The 16,552-nt window shown below is 66.6% G+C and carries 16 protein-coding genes; 4 read left to right on the top strand and 12 right to left on the bottom strand.

Translation table 11 applies throughout. The features are described 5' to 3' along the window. The first annotated feature begins 49 nt into the window (after positions 1-49). The 3 genes from ACUXVE_RS06210 to ACUXVE_RS06200 all read left to right on the top strand — a co-directional run bounded on the left by ACUXVE_RS06210 (position 50) and on the right by ACUXVE_RS06200 (position 4,301). Positions 50-2,272, top strand: a complete 2,223-nt coding sequence (locus ACUXVE_RS06210) for a methyl-accepting chemotaxis protein (protein ID WP_445514016.1) — start codon at positions 50-52, stop codon at positions 2,270-2,272. Between the two features lie 153 nt (positions 2,273-2,425). Further along, the gene (locus ACUXVE_RS06205) at positions 2,426-2,794 is read left to right on the top strand and encodes a glycine zipper 2TM domain-containing protein (RefSeq protein ID WP_025873797.1); all 369 of its coding nucleotides are present in this window, start codon (positions 2,426-2,428) and stop codon (positions 2,792-2,794) included. A 190-nt stretch (positions 2,795-2,984) separates the two neighbouring features. Then, positions 2,985-4,301, top strand: a complete 1,317-nt coding sequence (locus tag ACUXVE_RS06200; protein WP_202908355.1) for a hypothetical protein — start codon at positions 2,985-2,987, stop codon at positions 4,299-4,301. Positions 4,302-4,346: 45 nt separating this feature from the next. Here the strand turns inward: ACUXVE_RS06200 and ACUXVE_RS06195 are convergent, their stop codons facing one another. The 5 genes from ACUXVE_RS06195 to ACUXVE_RS06175 all read right to left on the bottom strand — a co-directional run bounded on the left by ACUXVE_RS06195 (position 4,347) and on the right by ACUXVE_RS06175 (position 10,030). Next, a complete protein-coding gene (locus tag ACUXVE_RS06195; protein ID WP_445514015.1) occupies positions 4,347-5,474 on the bottom strand; it encodes an ABC transporter permease in 1,128 nt (375 codons plus the stop codon). Continuing rightward, a complete protein-coding gene (locus ACUXVE_RS06190; RefSeq protein ID WP_093817684.1) occupies positions 5,471-6,658 on the bottom strand; it encodes an ABC transporter permease in 1,188 nt (395 codons plus the stop codon). The genes ACUXVE_RS06195 and ACUXVE_RS06190 overlap by 4 nt, the downstream gene beginning before the upstream one ends. Further along, the gene (locus tag ACUXVE_RS06185; RefSeq protein WP_229291083.1) at positions 6,643-7,656 is read right to left on the bottom strand and encodes an HlyD family secretion protein; all 1,014 of its coding nucleotides are present in this window, start codon (positions 7,654-7,656) and stop codon (positions 6,643-6,645) included. The genes ACUXVE_RS06190 and ACUXVE_RS06185 overlap by 16 nt, the downstream gene beginning before the upstream one ends. Beyond that, the gene (locus ACUXVE_RS06180; protein WP_445514014.1) at positions 7,649-9,025 is read right to left on the bottom strand and encodes a TolC family protein; all 1,377 of its coding nucleotides are present in this window, start codon (positions 9,023-9,025) and stop codon (positions 7,649-7,651) included. The genes ACUXVE_RS06185 and ACUXVE_RS06180 overlap by 8 nt, the downstream gene beginning before the upstream one ends. A gap of 111 nt (positions 9,026-9,136) precedes the next feature. Continuing rightward, on the bottom strand, positions 9,137-10,030 hold the full coding sequence (locus ACUXVE_RS06175; protein ID WP_445514013.1) for a LysR family transcriptional regulator ArgP: 894 nt from the start codon (positions 10,028-10,030) through the stop codon (positions 9,137-9,139). Positions 10,031-10,134: 104 nt separating this feature from the next. Between ACUXVE_RS06175 and ACUXVE_RS06170 the strand changes: the two genes are divergently transcribed. Further along, entirely contained in the window at positions 10,135-10,749 is a 615-nt protein-coding gene (locus ACUXVE_RS06170) for a LysE/ArgO family amino acid transporter (protein WP_093817688.1), read from the top strand. Here the strand turns inward: ACUXVE_RS06170 and map are convergent. The 7 genes from map to ACUXVE_RS06135 all read right to left on the bottom strand — a co-directional run bounded on the left by map (position 10,746) and on the right by ACUXVE_RS06135 (position 16,485). After that, on the bottom strand, positions 10,746-11,528 hold the full coding sequence (gene map / locus ACUXVE_RS06165; RefSeq protein WP_445514012.1) for a type I methionyl aminopeptidase: 783 nt from the start codon (positions 11,526-11,528) through the stop codon (positions 10,746-10,748). The genes ACUXVE_RS06170 and map overlap by 4 nt on opposite strands. Before the next feature lie 10 nt (positions 11,529-11,538). Further along, entirely contained in the window at positions 11,539-11,751 is a 213-nt protein-coding gene (locus tag ACUXVE_RS06160) for a ParD-like family protein (protein ID WP_445514011.1), read from the bottom strand. A 67-nt stretch (positions 11,752-11,818) separates the two neighbouring features. After that, a complete protein-coding gene (locus ACUXVE_RS06155) occupies positions 11,819-12,178 on the bottom strand; it encodes a bleomycin resistance protein (protein WP_093817690.1) in 360 nt (119 codons plus the stop codon). 186 nt (positions 12,179-12,364) lie between these two features. Beyond that, entirely contained in the window at positions 12,365-13,249 is an 885-nt protein-coding gene (locus ACUXVE_RS06150) for an arginase family protein (RefSeq protein WP_222390201.1), read from the bottom strand. 3 nt (positions 13,250-13,252) lie between these two features. After that, positions 13,253-14,317, bottom strand: a complete 1,065-nt coding sequence (locus ACUXVE_RS06145; protein WP_445514010.1) for a GNAT family N-acetyltransferase — start codon at positions 14,315-14,317, stop codon at positions 13,253-13,255. Between the two features lie 32 nt (positions 14,318-14,349). Then, positions 14,350-15,750, bottom strand: a complete 1,401-nt coding sequence (locus ACUXVE_RS06140) for an aspartate aminotransferase family protein (protein ID WP_445514009.1) — start codon at positions 15,748-15,750, stop codon at positions 14,350-14,352. Positions 15,751-15,798: 48 nt separating this feature from the next. Continuing rightward, the gene (locus ACUXVE_RS06135) at positions 15,799-16,485 is read right to left on the bottom strand and encodes an MtnX-like HAD-IB family phosphatase (RefSeq protein WP_445514008.1); all 687 of its coding nucleotides are present in this window, start codon (positions 16,483-16,485) and stop codon (positions 15,799-15,801) included. Positions 16,486-16,552: the final 67 nt, after the last annotated feature.

Below are 16,552 nucleotides of genomic sequence, written 5' to 3'. Positions count from 1 at the left end.
CCCAGGGTCGTGCCGCCACCGATATAGGGCCACGATCAAGGGAATTGAGATGCTCGCCTTACGCAACCTCCGTGTGGGATCCCGGCTTTCCGCCGGCTTCGGTCTGCTGTTGCTGTTCATCCTGGCCATCGTCGGCCTGGTGCTGTACGGAAACCATCTGAAGTCCGCCCAGTTCGAGAAAGTGGTGGGCGTGAACATGGTCAAGATGCGATTGTTGAACGACATGCTCGATACCAACAACGCGGTGCTGATGCATCGTCGCCTGATGGTGATCAAGCGCGGCGAGGAGTTCGACAAGGATTACCAGCGGGCGCAGGAACTGAGCCGCACCTACGACGGTATCTGGGACAAGTACGTCAAGATTCCCCGCGATGCCACCGGCGATACGCTGGTGGCGCAGATCGCGGCGGCACGCAAGGCCACCGACGTCTCCACTCAACAATTGCACGAGCGGATGAAGGCGGGCGACTACGACGGTGCAGCTACCGAGCTGTTGGCCGAGCATGGTCTGGCCACCGCCTGGAATGGAGCGATCTCCAGCCTGCTGCGGCACCAGGAGACCCTGACCGAACGCAGCCGTGAGGAATACCGCGCCACGGAAGCGTGGACGGGAACCCTGTCCATCGCCTTCGGTGTGCTCAGCCTGATTCTCGGCGCACTGGCTGCGTGGGCGATCACCCGCAGCCTGACCCGCCCCTTGGCGGGCGCGGTGAAGCTGGCCGATGGCATCGCCAACGGCCGCTTGGACAACGTCATCGATGCTTCGGGCAACGACGAGGTGACCCAGTTGCTGAAGTCCATGCAGCGCATGCAGGGGCAGCTGCAGGCGGTGATGGCCGCGCAGGGCGAGATGGCGCGGCAGCACGATGATGGCAGCCTGGGTTATCGCATGGACGAGAGCGCCTTCCCCGGCGACTACGGGCGCATGGTGCATGACACCAACGCGCTGGTGGGTTCGCACGTGCACGTGCAGAACCGCCTGATCGAGGTGATGAAGCACTACGCGCGCGGCGACCTGTCGGTGGACATGGATCGCCTGCCGGGCGAGAAGGCGGCGATCACCCAGGCGATGGACGAGACCAAATCGAGTCTGTCGGCCATCAACGGCGAGATCCGCCGTCTGGCCACAGCCGCGGCCGCAGGCGACTTCAGCCTGCGTGGCGACGAAACGCGCTTCGAGCATGATTTCGGCGAGATGGTGGCCGGCCTGAACCGGTTGATGCAGACCACCGACGAGAACCTGGTGCAGGTGTCGAGCCTGTTGCAGGCGATCTCGCGCGGCGATCTGACCGTACGCATGCAGGGTGACTTCCACGGCGTGTTCGCCCGCATGCGGGACGACTGCAATGCCACCGTCGAGCAGTTGACCCAGATCGTCGGCCGCATCCAGACCAGTGCATCCAGCATCAATCTGGCGGCGGGGGAGATTGCCTCGGGCAATACCGATCTGTCACGGCGTACCGAGCAGCAGGCGGCCAACCTGGAGGAAACGGCAGCGTCGATGGAGGAGCTGACCTCCACGGTGAAGCAGAACGCCGAACACGCGCGCCAGGCCAACCAGCTGGCGATCGGTGCGCATGGGGTGGCCTCGCAGGGCGGCGAAGTGGTGGGGCAGGTAGTGACCACCATGAGCGCCATCGAAGCGTCGTCGAAGAAGATCGCCGAGATCATCAGCGTGATCGATGGCATCGCCTTCCAGACCAACATCCTGGCGCTCAACGCCGCCGTGGAAGCGGCACGTGCGGGTGAGCAGGGCAGGGGTTTTGCGGTGGTGGCCAGCGAGGTGCGCACCTTGGCACAGCGCTCGGCGGGTGCGGCCAAGGAGATCAAGGGCCTGATCGAGGAGTCGGTGGGCAAGGTGTCCGACGGCTCGGCGCTGGTGCGTCAGGCCGGCACGACGATGGGCGAGATTGTCGCCTCGGTGCAGCGGGTGACCGACATCATGGCGGAGATCTCTGCAGCCTCGCAGGAGCAGAGCTCGGGCATCGAGCAGGTCAACCAGACGGTGATGCAGATGGACGAAACCACCCAGCAGAACGCTGCGCTGGTGGAAGAGGCCAGCGCTGCTGCGCGGTCAATGGAAGAACAGGCCAACCTGCTGGCCGAGGCGGTGTCGGTGTTCCGCACCGGTGCGACGGTGGCGGCAGCAGCGGTCCGGCCGATGCTCGCTGCGGTCGCTGCGAGCGTGCCGCCAGTGCGTCGCGTGACCGGGGGGCCTCTCCGGAATGCCCCGTCGCTCGCTGCCAACACGGGTGGGTGGGAAGAGTTCTAAGCCGGGTGGGAGACGGCGCCCATCGCGAGGCTGGTCGCGATGGGCGCATTTTTGTTCCTGAACCGATGATGGCCGCTGAGCGCCTGGAGACGTGGATTTCACCTGCATTTGCCACGTGCAGGCAGACACTTGCGCCATACCGGAGCACAGGAGATGGCCATGAAGACCTCGACCCGACTGATGGTGCTGGGCACCCTGCTGGCGGCCTCGTCCGTTGCTGGCGCACAGAATTACGGCCCGCGTGATGAAGGGCGCAAGTTCAACGATGGCAGCCGCGTGGTCTGCAAGAACGTGGAAGTGCAGCGCAATACCCGCGATCCCAACCGCATCACCGGTACCGCTACGGGCGCCGTGGTCGGTGGCCTGCTGGGCAACCAGGTAGGCGGCGGCAATGGCAAGAAGCTGGCGACTGTCGCCGGTGCCGTGGCAGGCGGTGCAGCTGGGCGGCAGATCCAGGGCAACCATCAGCAGAAGACTGGCGACCGCGTGGTCGAGCGCCGTTGTGAGCGCGTCTATCGCTGATCTCTCCATGCGATAACCCCTTCCACACTGCTGTACCCCGAACGCCGGCCCTGTGCCGGCGCTCTTCGTTTCCGGACCGGTTCCGTGGGGCAGGGCGCATGCCTATACTGCGCCGACCTCCAGGGATGAATCGCCAGTGAACGAGTCGAGCGCTGTAGACCGTCGGGAATCGTCCGATGTTGCTGATGCAATGCCTCGCACGACAGCCAGCTACTCCCGCGTGCGTGACCGCACCGACGAGCTGGAGCTGTTCATATCCGGCCTGCTCGCCTTCGCACTGCTCGCTGTGCCGGGCTACCTGTTCGATGCGTGGGCGCGCAGCAGCCTGCATACCGAAGGTGTCTATTTCCAGGCGCTGTGGTTCGCCTTCAGCATCGGCGTCGGCATGTGCTACGTGCTGGCGGTGGCCTTGATCATCCACTTGGCTGTGCGCGGCTACTGGATCGGCCTGATCGGCCTGAAATCGCACTTCCCCAACGGTATCGACTGGGACCGGTTGACGATGCTGGGGCCGTTCTCACGCGCGTTCCTGCAGCAGCGCGACGGCGGCCTCGACGGCACCATTGAACGCGCGGACCGGCTTGCCACCATGCTGTTCTCGACCACGCTGTTGTGCGTGCAGACCCTGGCCGGCACGCTGGTGGTGGCCATTGTCTCGCTTGGCGTGGCGATGGCCATCGGCGCCGCCTTCGGCGATGTCGATCGCATCACGCTGGGAATCGTTGCGGTGTTGATGCTCTGTCTGCTCGGTCTGGCGATGGTGCCGATGCTGCTGGAAAAGTCGATCGCGCGGCGTCGCGCGCGGGGCCTGGACACGGCACGGCAGGAGAAGCGACTGCAGTCGGTGCTGGCTGGCCTGCAGCGGGTACCCATGCTGCGCCTGCTGCAGACCATGCAGTGGACCCTGCAGAGCAACCTGCGCGGCCGCTCGTTCACGGTGATCTATATTTCGGCGGTGATGCTGGCGATGGTGCTCGCCGCCCTGCAGGTCTATGGCTCGATGACGTTCTCGCTGTTCAACCGCTACAGCGTGCTGACCGAGGAGGCAGTGAACCACGGCATGCTGGGCGCGCACTACGAATCGCTGCGCTCGGCGCACGACCAGTTGCTGCCTTATCCGATGATTCCGGCCGATACCATCAGTGCATCGCGGTTGCGCCTGTTCATTCCCCATCGCCCGCAGCGTGACAACCCGGTGGCGCGACAGCGCTGCGCCGGTGGTGCACGCAACGAAGCGCAGGGCGCACTGGCCGCGACAGCAGCGGTGAACTGCATGGCCACGCTGTGGACGGTGCAGCTCGACGGCGGCAAGGTCGACCTGCACGATTTCGTGCCGATGGAACGCCGCGACCTGGACATGCGTGGGCTGGTGGGCTATCTGCCGATGGCGGACCTGAAGCCGGGCCGGCATGACCTGCGACTGGTCTGGAACGTGGACGGCGGCGAACGCGGCCCCAGCCGTCGTCGCGAATACAGCATCCCGTTCTGGTACGCGCCGGAGCCGTAAAAGGAGACGGAGGGGATTAAGTCGCTTTCTCCCTCTCCGTGCCAGCTACAACTCAATCTCCTCCGTCCGCTTTGGGCTGTGCAGGCGCCAGAGGGCGAGGGCGCCGTACAGCACCAGCAGCACGACCAGAGTGATCAGTTCGCGGCTGACCTCGGCCAGGCTGGCGTCCATCTGGTTCAGGCGCACCATCAGGTTGATGCCGGAGGTGGTCGGCAGCAGCTGCGCCAGCCACACCAGCGGGCGCGGGGTCATCACCGCCGGCCACGAAAGGCTGGCCAGGAAGAACAGCGGGATCGAGGTGGCGATGATGTACTGGAAGGCGCGTTCGCGGGTGCGGAAGAAGCTGCCGACGAACAGGCCGAACGCCACCGTGGCAGCGATGAACAGGGTGCCGCCGAGCAGCTGGCCGAGCGGGTTGCCGCCACGCGGATAGTCCTGCACCCAGGCGGTGAAGCCGGCGTACCAGAACAGCCCGAACAGCCCGATCAGGCCGAAGCCAAGGGCCATGCCGGTCAGGGTGGGCAGGTCGAACTGCAGGCGCCGCCCCAGCACCAGCCGGCGACCGCCGAGCAGCACGCCGATGCCCATCAGCAGCGTCTGGTGCACGATCAGTTCGGCCACGCCGGGCACGATCGCGCTGCCATAGCCTTCCTGGGTGTTGAACAGGGGCCGTTGCACGAGGGTGACCGGTGGTGCCTGTGGCGCGCCCATGAACGCGGCCTGGGTGACAGCCGCTTCACGGCCGAACGCACCCAGTGCATCGGCCACGCTGCCCAGCACCCAGCTGGCGCGGCCGAGGTAGGCGCCGTTGCCGAGCAGCACCAGTTTGGCCGGATGCCCGCGCAGGATGTCGCGTTCCAGGTTGGCCGGGATCAGCACGATACCTTCGGCCTGGCCCGCCTCCAGCTGTGCGCGCGCTTCCTGCAGGTCGGCCGGTTGCCCGACCACATGGGCCACGCGCAGCGAATCGAGCTTGCGCAGCAGCTCGCGGCTGGTCGCGCTGTGGTCTTCATCGACCACCAGCACGGGCAGGTTGCCGGCCACCTGATGGCGATAGGCAGCGGGGTAGAAGAACGAGTACAGAATCACCGCGCCGACCATCACCACGATCGCATAGCGGTCGCAGAGCACGGCCAACAGGGTCTGTCGCAGGCTGTGCCAGATCCGGCTCATGCGCCCGCCCCGGCCGGCTGCGCGGCCTGCGGCGTGCGCGCGAACGCCAGCAGGCGCCAGCCGCCGATGCCGCCAGCAACCGCGATCATCAGCAGCAGCGTGGCCAGCGGCCATAGCGACACCGCCAACGGCGAGCCGATGAACTGCTGCTGGGTCTGCAGCTTGATGTAGGCGCTGAGCGGCAGCAGCAGGTGCCAGACGCGGGTGAACAACGGTGCGTCGATCACCGGGAACGTGGCGCTGGAGAACGCCAGCGCGGTGCCGATGCTCAGGCCCACGGCGGACAGGGCCGTGCCCATGTCACGGGTAACGCCAACGAAGAACAGGGCATAGGCCGCGGTGGCCAGGTAGAACAGCGGCTGTGCGAGCAGCAGAAGAAGCACGCTGCCAGCGATGCCGTCGCCACGCAGCCAGGCCAGGTAGGCCGCGCCCAGCGCGCCGTACAACGAGAACAGCAGCACGTAGGGCAGCACCTTGCCGGCAATGGCCGACCATGGTGCATGGCCCAGCCAGGCGGGCAGGGTACCGTCGCGGATCTCACGGCCGAGGCTGCCGGCCACGGCCAGCGCCAGTACCAGCGACAGTACCGCCGGGAAGATCAGTGGCAGCAGGAACAGTTCGTAGCTGCGCGCCGGATTGAAGAGGATGTCCGACTGCACCGCGATGGGGGCGGCACGCAACTTGCCCGGCCCGACCTGCAGGCCGATGCGTTCGCGCAGCAACCGCGCGTTCCATGCCGATACCGCGTCGCCGATATCCCGAGCGGCGGACTGGCCGGTGGTCATGTACGTGGCGTTGTAATAGGAAAACACCGTACCCTGCCGGCCGCGCAGCGCCTGGCGGGTCACATCGCGCGGCACCAGCACCACCGCGAACACCTCCAGCCGGCGCAGCTGCGTGCGCGCCTCCTCCATATCGGCCGGTTGGCGGGCGATGCGCACGCCGGGGCTGGCGTCGAGCATGCGCAGCAGCAGGCGGCTGTCGCTGCTGTGGTCAAGGTCGACCACGGCAATCGGCACATCGCGCATCACCGATGCGGAGAACATCCAGGCCATCACCACCAGCATCAACAGCGGCAGCACGGTGACCAGTGCAAGGTCCGCACGGTTGCTGCGCAACCGGCGCAGTTCGCGCTGCCATGAGCTGCCGAAGCTGCTGCGGCTGGTGTTCAGTGCTGCGGCCATGCGAACAGCACGCTCATGCCGGGGCGGAAGCCCTCGATGCGGCGTACCGGGCGCACCCGCACTTCGAAGCTGCGCACGTCATAGCCCGATGACTGGCGGGTGGTGCGCCAGGTGGCGTAGTCGCCCGCAGGATTGATGAAGTAGACCTCGAACTCACCGTCCTTGCCGAGTGCCGGCACGCTGCCCTGCAGCTTGCTGCCGACCTTCAGGCCCTGCATCTGCGATTCGCGCAGATTCATCGACACCCACATGCGGTCGATGTCGACCAGGGTGAACACCGGGTAGCCGGCTGGCACCAGTTCGCCCGGGTCGGCCATGCGCTTGTTGATCTCGCCGGCCACCGGCGCGCGGCCTTCCACTTCAACGCGCGCGGCGTTGACTTCCGCCACCGCGCCCTGGGCCTGCTGCACCTGGCCCTGCGCGGCACGCTTGTCCTGTTCGCGCGCGCCGGTCAACGCCATGTCGTACTGGGCGCGGGCGGCGCGGGCCAGTTCGCGCGAGCTGGTGGCCTGGGCCGCCGCTTCATCGCGCTTCTGCCGGGTCATCACCCCTTCGTTGAACAGGTTCTGCACGCGCCGGTAGGTGGCATCGGCAAGCGTGGCACCGGCCTCGGCGCGCTTCCAGTTGGCTTCGGCTGCGCGGATGTCTTCGCTGCGTGCGCCTTCGGCGGCCTTGTCGGCCACCGCCTGCGCCGCAGCCAGTGCGCCGTGCGCCTGCTGTTCCTTGGCTGCTACTTCGGGGCTGTCGAGCAGGAACAGCACCTGCCCGGCCTGCACGCGATCGCCCTCGCGCACCTTCAGTTCGGCCACGCGCGCGGTGATCTTGGCGGACACGTTGAGGGTGTCGGCGTCGGCCATGCCCTGGATCTGGTCGGCGGGGCTGCGCCAGGCCAGCCACAGGCCCAGCACCACCGCCACCAGCAGCACCACCAGCAGAACCGGCCCCAGCCGGCGCTTGCCCGGGGGCGTCGTTGCTTCGTCGTGCAACACATCACTCATGATCAATTACCTCGTCTGCACGCCGCCGATGGTCTTCGAAGCGGTCCATCTGTCCACTCACCTCGAGCAGTTGTGCCAAGGCGATATCGTATTGGTAGGCGGCCTGCGCACGTTCGACGCGCGCACCACCGAGACCGAGCCGCGCGTCGATCACGTCCAGCGAGGTGGCCTGGCCTTCGCGGAAGGCCAGCTCCTGCAGGCGCAGGTTCTCGTCGGCCTGGGCGATGCTGCTGTCCAGCAGCACGAACTGCTGGCGTGCGGTTTCCAGCTCGTTCCAGGCCTTGCGCACACCCAGCGCGACCTGGTTCTCGGCCTCGCGCAGGCCGGCCTCGGCCTGTTCCTGCTGTGCGCGTGCCGCACTGATCTGTGCCGGCCGTGAGTTCGGCGACAGGAAGGTGTACTTCAGGCCGATGCCAAACGCCCAGTCCGGATCGGTCAGCATTTCGTCGCGGCGCCGGAAGTCGTACTGGCCGAACAGGAATACCGTTGGCTTCAGCTTGGCCTGCTGCACGCGCACGCCCTGTTCGGCCTGCGCCACGATCGCGCGCAGGCGGGCGATCTGCGGCTGCCGTGCCTGCGCGGTGCGCTCGAAGCTGGCGACCGGTTCCAGCGGCGCGCGCTGCACGAACAGCGGCGACAGCGGCTGCACATCGCCGCCACTGCGCAACAGCGTGGCCAGCGCAGCCTTCAGCGTGGCCAGATCATTGAGGGTCTTCTGGTACTCGCGCTCGGCCTTGTCGCGGGCGACGGTGGCCTGCAGGCGCTGCGCACGCGTGGCGAAGCCCTCGCGTTCCAGTTTCTCGGCATCGGACAGGTGGCGGTTCAAGCCGTCGCGCACATCGCGGCGCACGATCACTGCCTGTTCGGCCAAGCGCTGACCGAAGTAGGCCTGGGCCAGTTGCACGGTCAGCGACTGCCGCTGCGCTTCGCGCTCGGCGCTGGCCTGTTCGCTGGCCGCGCCGGCAGCACGCTGCGCGGCCGGAATCAGGCCGCCGGTGTACAGCGGCAGCACCGCAGTGACCACCGGCCGTGTGCGCCAGTCGCGCTCGGTGAACGACAGCGGTGAGTCGATGCCAAAGGCTTCGGCCACCGGCGCCAGCGAGCCCAGCGGCAGGGTCAGTGTCTTCTGGAACTGCAGGCGCCGCACTTCGCCGGTGATCTCCGGCAGGCGCAGCAGGCGAGTGGCCTCGTGCAGTTCTTCCTTGTTGCGCACGCCGGCATCAGCAGCGGCCAGCGCGTCGGAGACCTGTTCCAGACGCTGCCGCGCCTGTTCCCATTCCAGTGCGGGAGGCGCGCTGGTCTGTGCCGCTGCAGCCAGCGGCAGGCTGGCCAGCAAGGCCAGGCCGGCAGCGCCGAGCGCGCGATGCATCCTTGTCCGTGGGCAGCTCAGGCGCATGCCGTTCCTGTAGTGAAGAAGTGGGCAAACGGTAGTGGTCCGCGCGTGAAGCCGGGGTCTGCGGTGGTCTGGATCATGCTCTTTTCAACGTAGGGTATTGCCCGCGGCGGTACGCAGCGCGTGGGTGATGTGCTGCAACGTGCTCGAACGCACGGCGGCATGCTGCCAGAACAAGGGTACGTCGAGCCAGCGACGCGGTTCCAGCACCACTATCTGCCCGGACTCTGCCGCTGGCGTGACCAGCGCCTCCGGCGCCAGGCACCAGCCCAGCCCACGCGCGGCAGCATCGACGAAGCCGGTGGAGGAGGGCAGATAGTGTACGGGCGGCTGGATTCGCGCGCGGGTGAGCCTGCGCAGGAAACGCCATTGCAGTTCATCCTTGCGGTTGAACACGATCATCGGCGCCGAGGCCAATGCTTCGGCCGGCATGCCCGCGCTGAAGTGGCGGCGCGCAAATGCCGGTGAGGCGATGGCGCGGTAGCGCATCGCGCCCAGCGGATGCACGTTGCAACCCTTCAGCGGTCTGCGTTCGGCGGTGACCGCGCCAAGCACGCTGCCGGTGCGCAGCAGTTCCAGGGTGTGGTCCTGGTCGTCCATGCGCAGGTCGAACAGGTAGCCGTGGCGCTGGTGCAGCTCGGCGATGGCGGCGACGAACCAGGTGTCCAGCGAATCGTCGTTGACCGCCAGCGGAATCGGCGTACGGGTGGCATCGCTGCCGCGTTCCGGCAGCAGTTCGGCAAGCGCTTCGGTCTGCAGTGCCTGCATCGGCCGCACCCGCCGCAGCAGCACTTCGCCGGCAGCGGTAGGCCGGCACGGGGCCTGGCGCACCACCAGCACCTGGCCCAGCCGGTCTTCAAGCGCCTTGATCCGTTGCGACAACGCCGATGGGCTGATCGACAGGCGGCGTGCGGCGGCCTCGAAGCTGCCTTCTTCGAGCACGGCGGTGAAGGCGCTCAACTGCGGATGTACCAGGTCCACGCGGTGCCTCTTCAGTTTTTCTGCACAGGATAAAGAAAAACCAGCTGGCCTTAACGAGCCCGTTGGTCGCACCCTGCGCCTCTTTTCAATGTGGAGAGCGTCGGATGTGGATTGCTGCGGCCCTGGCCGGTCTGTTTGCAGGTGCTGGCCTGATCATCGCCATCGGCGCGCAGAACGCCTTCGTGCTGCGGCAGGGGCTGCAGCGCCGCTACGTGGGCATGGTGGTACTGGCCTGCATGGGCGCGGACACCGCGCTGATCCTGGCCGGCGTTGGCGGCATGGGGGCGCTGGTGCTGCAGTGGCCGTTGCTGTTGCAGGTGCTGCGCTTCGGCGGCGCCGCCTTCCTGCTGTGCTATGGGCTGCGGGCTGGGCTGCGCGCGTGGCGCGGTGGCAGTGAGCTGGCCGCGGCCGATGCCAGTGGTGGCAGCCGGCGGCAGGTGCTGCTGGCCTGCCTGGCCTTCACCCTGCTCAACCCGCACGTGTACCTGGATACGATGGTGCTGCTGGGCAGCCTGTCCACGCGCTACCCGGGTGACCTGCGCTGGGCGTTCGCAGCGGGCGCCTGCGTGGCCAGCGTGCTCTGGTTCTGCGGGCTGGGGTTCGGCGCCCGGTTGCTGCAGCCGGTGTTCCGCAACGCGGCAGCATGGCGGTTGCTGGATGCAGGCGTGGCGGCTTTCATGCTGTGCCTTGCGCTGCTGTTGCTGCTGCGCCCGCTCTAGGCCGCATCCACCGCGCACAACGGGGTTTCACCAGGGCGCAGGGTCAGCACGCGCACGCCGCTGCCGGTTATGGCCACGGTGTGCTCGAACTGCGCCGACAGCTTGCCGTCGCGGGTGTACACCGGCCATTCGTCCGGCTGCTGGCGGATCGCCGGCTTGCCCTGGTTGAGCATCGGCTCGATGGTGAACACCATGCCTTCCTGCAGCTCCATGCCGGTGCCGGCATGGCCGTAATGCAGGATCTGCGGCTCCTCGTGCATCTCCTGGCCGATACCGTGGCCGCAGTACTCCTTGACCACGCTGTAGCCGTGGCTGCGGGCGTGGCGGGCGATGGCGTGGCCGATATCGCCCAGGCGCGCGCCGGGCCGCACGGCGGCGATGCCTTTCCACATGGCCTGGTAGGTCACCTGCACCAGCTTGCGCGCGGCGTAGTCGGCATCACCCACAACATACGTGGTGCTGGAATCGGCAATGTAGCCGTTCTTCTCCAGGGTGATGTCGAGGTTGACGATCTGGCCCTTGCGCAGCACGTCATCGGCCGACGGCATGCCGTGGCAGATGACGTTGTCGATCGAGGCGTTGAGCACGTACGGGAACCCGTACTGCCCCTTGCTGGCAGGCCGTGCCTGCAGCTCGTCGACGATCATCCGCTCGACGATGTCGTTGATCTCCAGCGTGCTGCGGCCCTGCAGGGGCAGGGCGTCGAGCATGGCGAAGACCTGCGCCAGCAGTCGTCCGGACTCGGCGAGGCGGTCGATCTCGTCCGGGCGCTTGATCATGGCCATCGGCTCAGGCCCGGCCGGGGGCAAGCAGCGGCGGCTGCACACCGGCGGCGCGCAGTTCACTGGCGACGACGTCCTGGAAGCTCAGGGTCGGGTTCATCTCGCACAGCATGCCGACCCGGATCCAGAACGTGGCCTGGGCGTTGATCGAGCGGTTGGAGACGGTGCAGGCACGACGCAGCTGGTCGTGCAGGGTGTCATCGATGTTGACGATGCCCATGGACGTTCTCGATTGGGGATATATGAAGCGTATACGAAGCGTATATTCCCGTTCAAGCGCGTGGCATTCAGCCAGCGTCGGTGGCGAAGCGCAGGCGGTTGCCATCCGGGTCGACGATCAGCATCTCGCGGCTTCCCCAGTCGGTATCGTGTGGCGGCTGCTCGATGGGTACTCCCGCAGCGCTGAACGCGCGGTGCAGGCCATCGACGTCGGTGACGATGAAATACACCGCACCGCCCACCTCGCAGTCGCCGCTGTGTTCGGTCAGGAAGATCGTCTGGCCTTCGCGGGTGAGCTGGGCGAACAGCGGGAAGCCGGGTTCGAAGCGGTGCTCCCAGTCGACGATGAAGCCCAGGCCCTGCACGTAGAAGGGCAGGCTGGTATCGGCATGGCGCATGCGCAGCTGCGGGATGACGGTCTGGGGCATGGCGAGGGCTCCTGGGGCAGACGTCCAGTGTAGTGCCGGCCGCTGGCCGGCATCCTCCTGAGCCCGGGAACAATGAGGTTGCCGGCCAGCGGCCGGCACTACCGACTCTGCCTGGGTCTGGCAGGTGCCAACCTTGGTTGGCAGATCGTGGTACAGCTGCCGGCCAGGGGCCGGCACTACCCCCGCTCAGCAGGCCGTCGGAACGGCGGCCATCGCCGCCAGCAGTTCGCGGTTCACCTGCTGGTGCTGCTGCTGCCATGCCGGAAGATCATCGGCGCTGATGTCGGGCTGCCCATCCAGCGATGATAGCCATCGCTTGAAACGGCTCTGGTAGTTGGCAAGTGACACCTCGCCGGTGATGTCGCTGCCCACCAGTCCACCGGTGCGCAGGGCCTCGATCACCATCAGTGCGTGTTCAAGCTGGAAGCGGCCCTGGTCCCAGTTGCTGCGCGCAACATCTTCAGCGAACACGTCCTTGTCGATCGACAGGTAGGTCGGTTGAGGGGCCTGCGCCTGTTCGGCGGCGAACGCGGCGACCAGGGCCTCGGGATGGTCGAAGCGGCGGAAGGCAGCTGCCATGCCCACGCGGCTGGCCCAGCCCACATCCACATCCATGCACCAGTAGGTCAGCCGCCGCCCCAGCAGCGGCCGCCAGTGGTTCTCCCACGCATGGCCCAGGCCGATATCGGCGGAGGTGATGCCCAGCACATGTACATGCGATACCTGTGGCAATGCGGCGGCAGCATTGACCCACGAACCGCAGTGCATGCCGAAGGGAAAGCGCATGTTGTCCGGATGGTTGTCCAGCACCACCAGCTGGAACGGGGCACGCGTGTGCAGGTGCTGCAGCAGCGGCAGGCTGAGATGGTGGAAGTCGCCGCTGCCGAGCATGACCGTGCCGAGCTGTGCCGGCAGCGGCCGAAGAACTTCAGTGGCGAAGCGTGACAGCGTGGCGTTGCGGCAGGCAAAGCGCAGCGGGTCATGCCAGTGCTGCAGCGCAAGCGTGCGTGCCTGCGGCAATGGCAGGACGCCTCCGTCGAGGTCGAAGATCAGCGGCGGACGCAGTTGCATCCGTCAGCCTCCTCCATCCGGCTCAGCCTGCAGGTGCGGGGCCAGCCTGCGCAGGACGGCGCGCAGCAGCGGCGAACGCGCATGCACCGCGTGTACGGTGGAGGTGAAGCGGGCACCCAGTTCGGCCTTGATGCGTGAATCGGTCCAGCCGGCAACGTAGTGGCTGAGGCCGTGCTGCAACGCGTATTCCAGGTTGTGCATCCAGCTGACCGAGTACAGGTTGTGGTCGCGCGACTGCGGGTAGGACAGGCCGATGTACTTGTCCACCAGCTTGCCGGCGTGCACGTAGCACAGGTTCCAGCCGATCAGCTCGCCGTTGTGGCGGTAAAGGAACAAACGTCCCTGACCCTGCGTGTCTGCCAGCAGGTGCTGGAAGAAGGGCAGGTCGAGCCGGTCGAAATGCACGGCGCTCTGTGCATACACCTGCAGGTACAGCGCAAGCAGTTCGGCCTGCAGCCGCGGTTCGGCAAGGGCCGGGTCACCGGTGGCGATGCAGTCGATCTGCAGGTTGCTGCGTGAGCGCAGTTTGCGCCGGATGTTCTTGCGACGCGCTGCGGACAGGCGTGCCAGATAGGCGTCGATGCAATCGAAATCGATCGCCACCCATGCCAGCGGCATGCCTTCCAGCGGGATGAAACCGCGTGCTTCCAGCGCCTGCAGGAAGGCGTGGCTGTGTGCGTTGGCGGCATCGTCCAGCAAGGGCGAATCGATCGCCAGATCCTTGACCACCAGCAGCCGGCTGTCACCGACGCCATGGCGCAGCACGTCGTCGGCCAGTGCAGCCGCCGACACATACGCCGGCAGTGGTGTGTACTCGGTGCTGGTGGCACCGATGAACCGCGTCTGCCAGGTCAGCCACGGCCGCCACAGGCGCGACAGCGGCAGCCCCAGCAGGCGCGAGCGCAGTGCATCGTCCAGGGTTGTGGTCAGGTCCAATGGCGCACGGAAACTGGGCAGGCCGCTGGGCAGGCGGCTGGCATCGAACCCCAGGGGCGGGTGGGCCAGGAAGCCCTCCAGCAGCGCGGCCGGTTCCAGCGCGGTGCTGGATACACGCGGGATCATGTCCATGCGGGGCACGGGAACCGGCAGCGCATTCCCGCTCAGCCCTTGGCCTTGGTCAGCAGCTGGTCCAGCAGGGTAATCGCCAGGTCGATCTCTTCGTAGCTGATGTTCAGCGAAGGCGCGAAGGTGATCACGTTCTTGTACCAGCCACCCACATCGAGCACGAGGCCCATGCGCTTGCCGTCGTGCAGCAGGTCGCCGGCCAGGCCGATGTCGACCATGCGGTCCAGCAGTTCACGGTTCGGGGTGAAGCCATCGGCGGCGCAGATTTCCGCACGCAGTGCCAGGCCGAGGCCATCGACATCGCCGATTTCCGGATGGCGCTTCTGCAGGCCGCGCAGGCCGTCGAGGAAGTAGGCGCCCTTCTCCGGCACGGTGCGCTCGTAGTCCATCTCCTTGCCCAGCTTCAGTACTTCCAGGCCCAGGCGCGTGCCCAGCGGATTGGAGTTGAAGGTGGAGTGGGTGGAGCCCGGCGGGAACACGGTCGGGTTGATCAGCTCTTCGCGCGCCCACAGGCCCGACAACGGGTTGAGGCCGTTGGTCAGCGCCTTGCCGAACACCAGCACGTCGGGGGTGACGCCGAAGTGCTCGATGGACCACAGCTTGCCGGTGCGCCAGAAGCCCATCTGGATCTCGTCGACGACCATCAGGATGCCGTACTTGTCCAGCACGCGCTTGAGGCCCTTGAAGAAATTGCGCGGCGGAATGACGTAGCCGCCGGTGCCCTGGATCGGCTCGACGTAGAACGCGGCGTACTCGGCCTGGCCGACCTTGGGATCCCACACGCCGTTGTACTCGCTTTCGAACAGGCGCTCGAACTGGTGCACGCAGTGGTCGGAGTACTCGTCCGGGGTCATGCCCTTCGGGCGACGGAACGGATACGGGAACGGGATGAACATCGCGCGTTCGCCGAAATGGCCGTAGCGGCGGCGGTAGCGGTAGCTGGAGGTGATCGACGAGGCGCCGAGGGTGCGGCCGTGGTAGCCGCCTTCGAAGGCGAACATCAGGCTCTTGCCGTTGCGCGCGTTGCGGACGATCTTCAGCGAATCCTCCACCGCCTGCGCACCACCGACGTTGAAATGCACCCGGCCATCGAGGCCGAACTTCTCGTGCATGTCCACCGCGATGGTCTTGGCCAGCTGCACGCGCGTGGGGTGCAGATACTGGCTGGCGACCTGCGGCAGGGTGTCGATCTGGTCCTTCAGCACATTGTTCAGGCGCTGGTTGGCGTAACCGAAGTTGCACGCCGAGTACCACATCTGCAGATCGAGGTACGGGGTGCCGGCGGCATCGAACATGTAGCTGCCTTCGCAGCGCTGGAAGATCTTCGGCGGATCAACGTAGTGCACGGTGTCGCCGAAGGAGCTGTAGCGGGCTTCGTCTGCCAGCAGCTGCGCATCGGTGATGGCGGCATCGGCGTTCTTGTCAAAAATATTCATCGGTTCGGTTCCGGAGAGGGCATTCAAAGGAAGCAACGGGCGCAGCGATCAGGCGGTGGCGAGCAGCCGCGGAAGCGAGGGCTGAAGCAGGCTGCCGTCGAGCAGGCGCGGCAGCAGCGCAGTAGCGTCGTGGAAGGTGTCGATGGCGGCGTGGGGAATACCGGCGTCGGTGCAATGGGCAATCAGGCGGCGCTTGGCGAATACGAAATCGGCGTGTTCGGACACGCAGAAATCCGAGGCGCCATCGCCGATCATCAGCACGCGGGGAGCTTCGTCTGCACGCGCCTGCGCCGCGCAGGTGCACTTGCAGGTGCCGCTGCGGCAGCCTTCGGCTTGGTACGGAGATTCAAGCTGCCAATGGTCGTTACACCAGCGCAGGTGGTTGGCCACCACAGGCAGCGGCGGCAGGCCGTGGTTGGCGAGGATGCGATGGATTGCGTAGTCCAGGCCGTCGCTGACGATGCGCAGTGGCAGGCCCAACGCCTGCGCGCGTTTGACGAAAGCGGCGAAGCCCGGATCGATCCGTACCTGGTTCAGGTGTGCATCGAGGGTGGCCGGATCCAGCTTCAGCAGGCGGACCTGGCCCTGCATGCATTCACGCGAACCGATCTCGCCTGAGCGCCACTGGTCTTCCAGCTGCTGCCAACCGGGCTGGCCGAAGTTTTCCAGCAGTGAATCGATGACGTCCTCGAGGCTGATGGTGCCATCGAAGTCACACAGGATGCTCCATTGCATGGGCAGCTCCGTCGATGAAGAGAGGCCTTGGCACGATGCCGGCGACGGGGCCAATGTAGGCAGGCCG

The organism is Stenotrophomonas sp. 3(2025), from assembly GCF_052665395.1.
The sequence above is the reverse complement of the archived record's forward strand: the minus strand, read 5'-3'. Positions and strand labels throughout refer to the sequence as shown.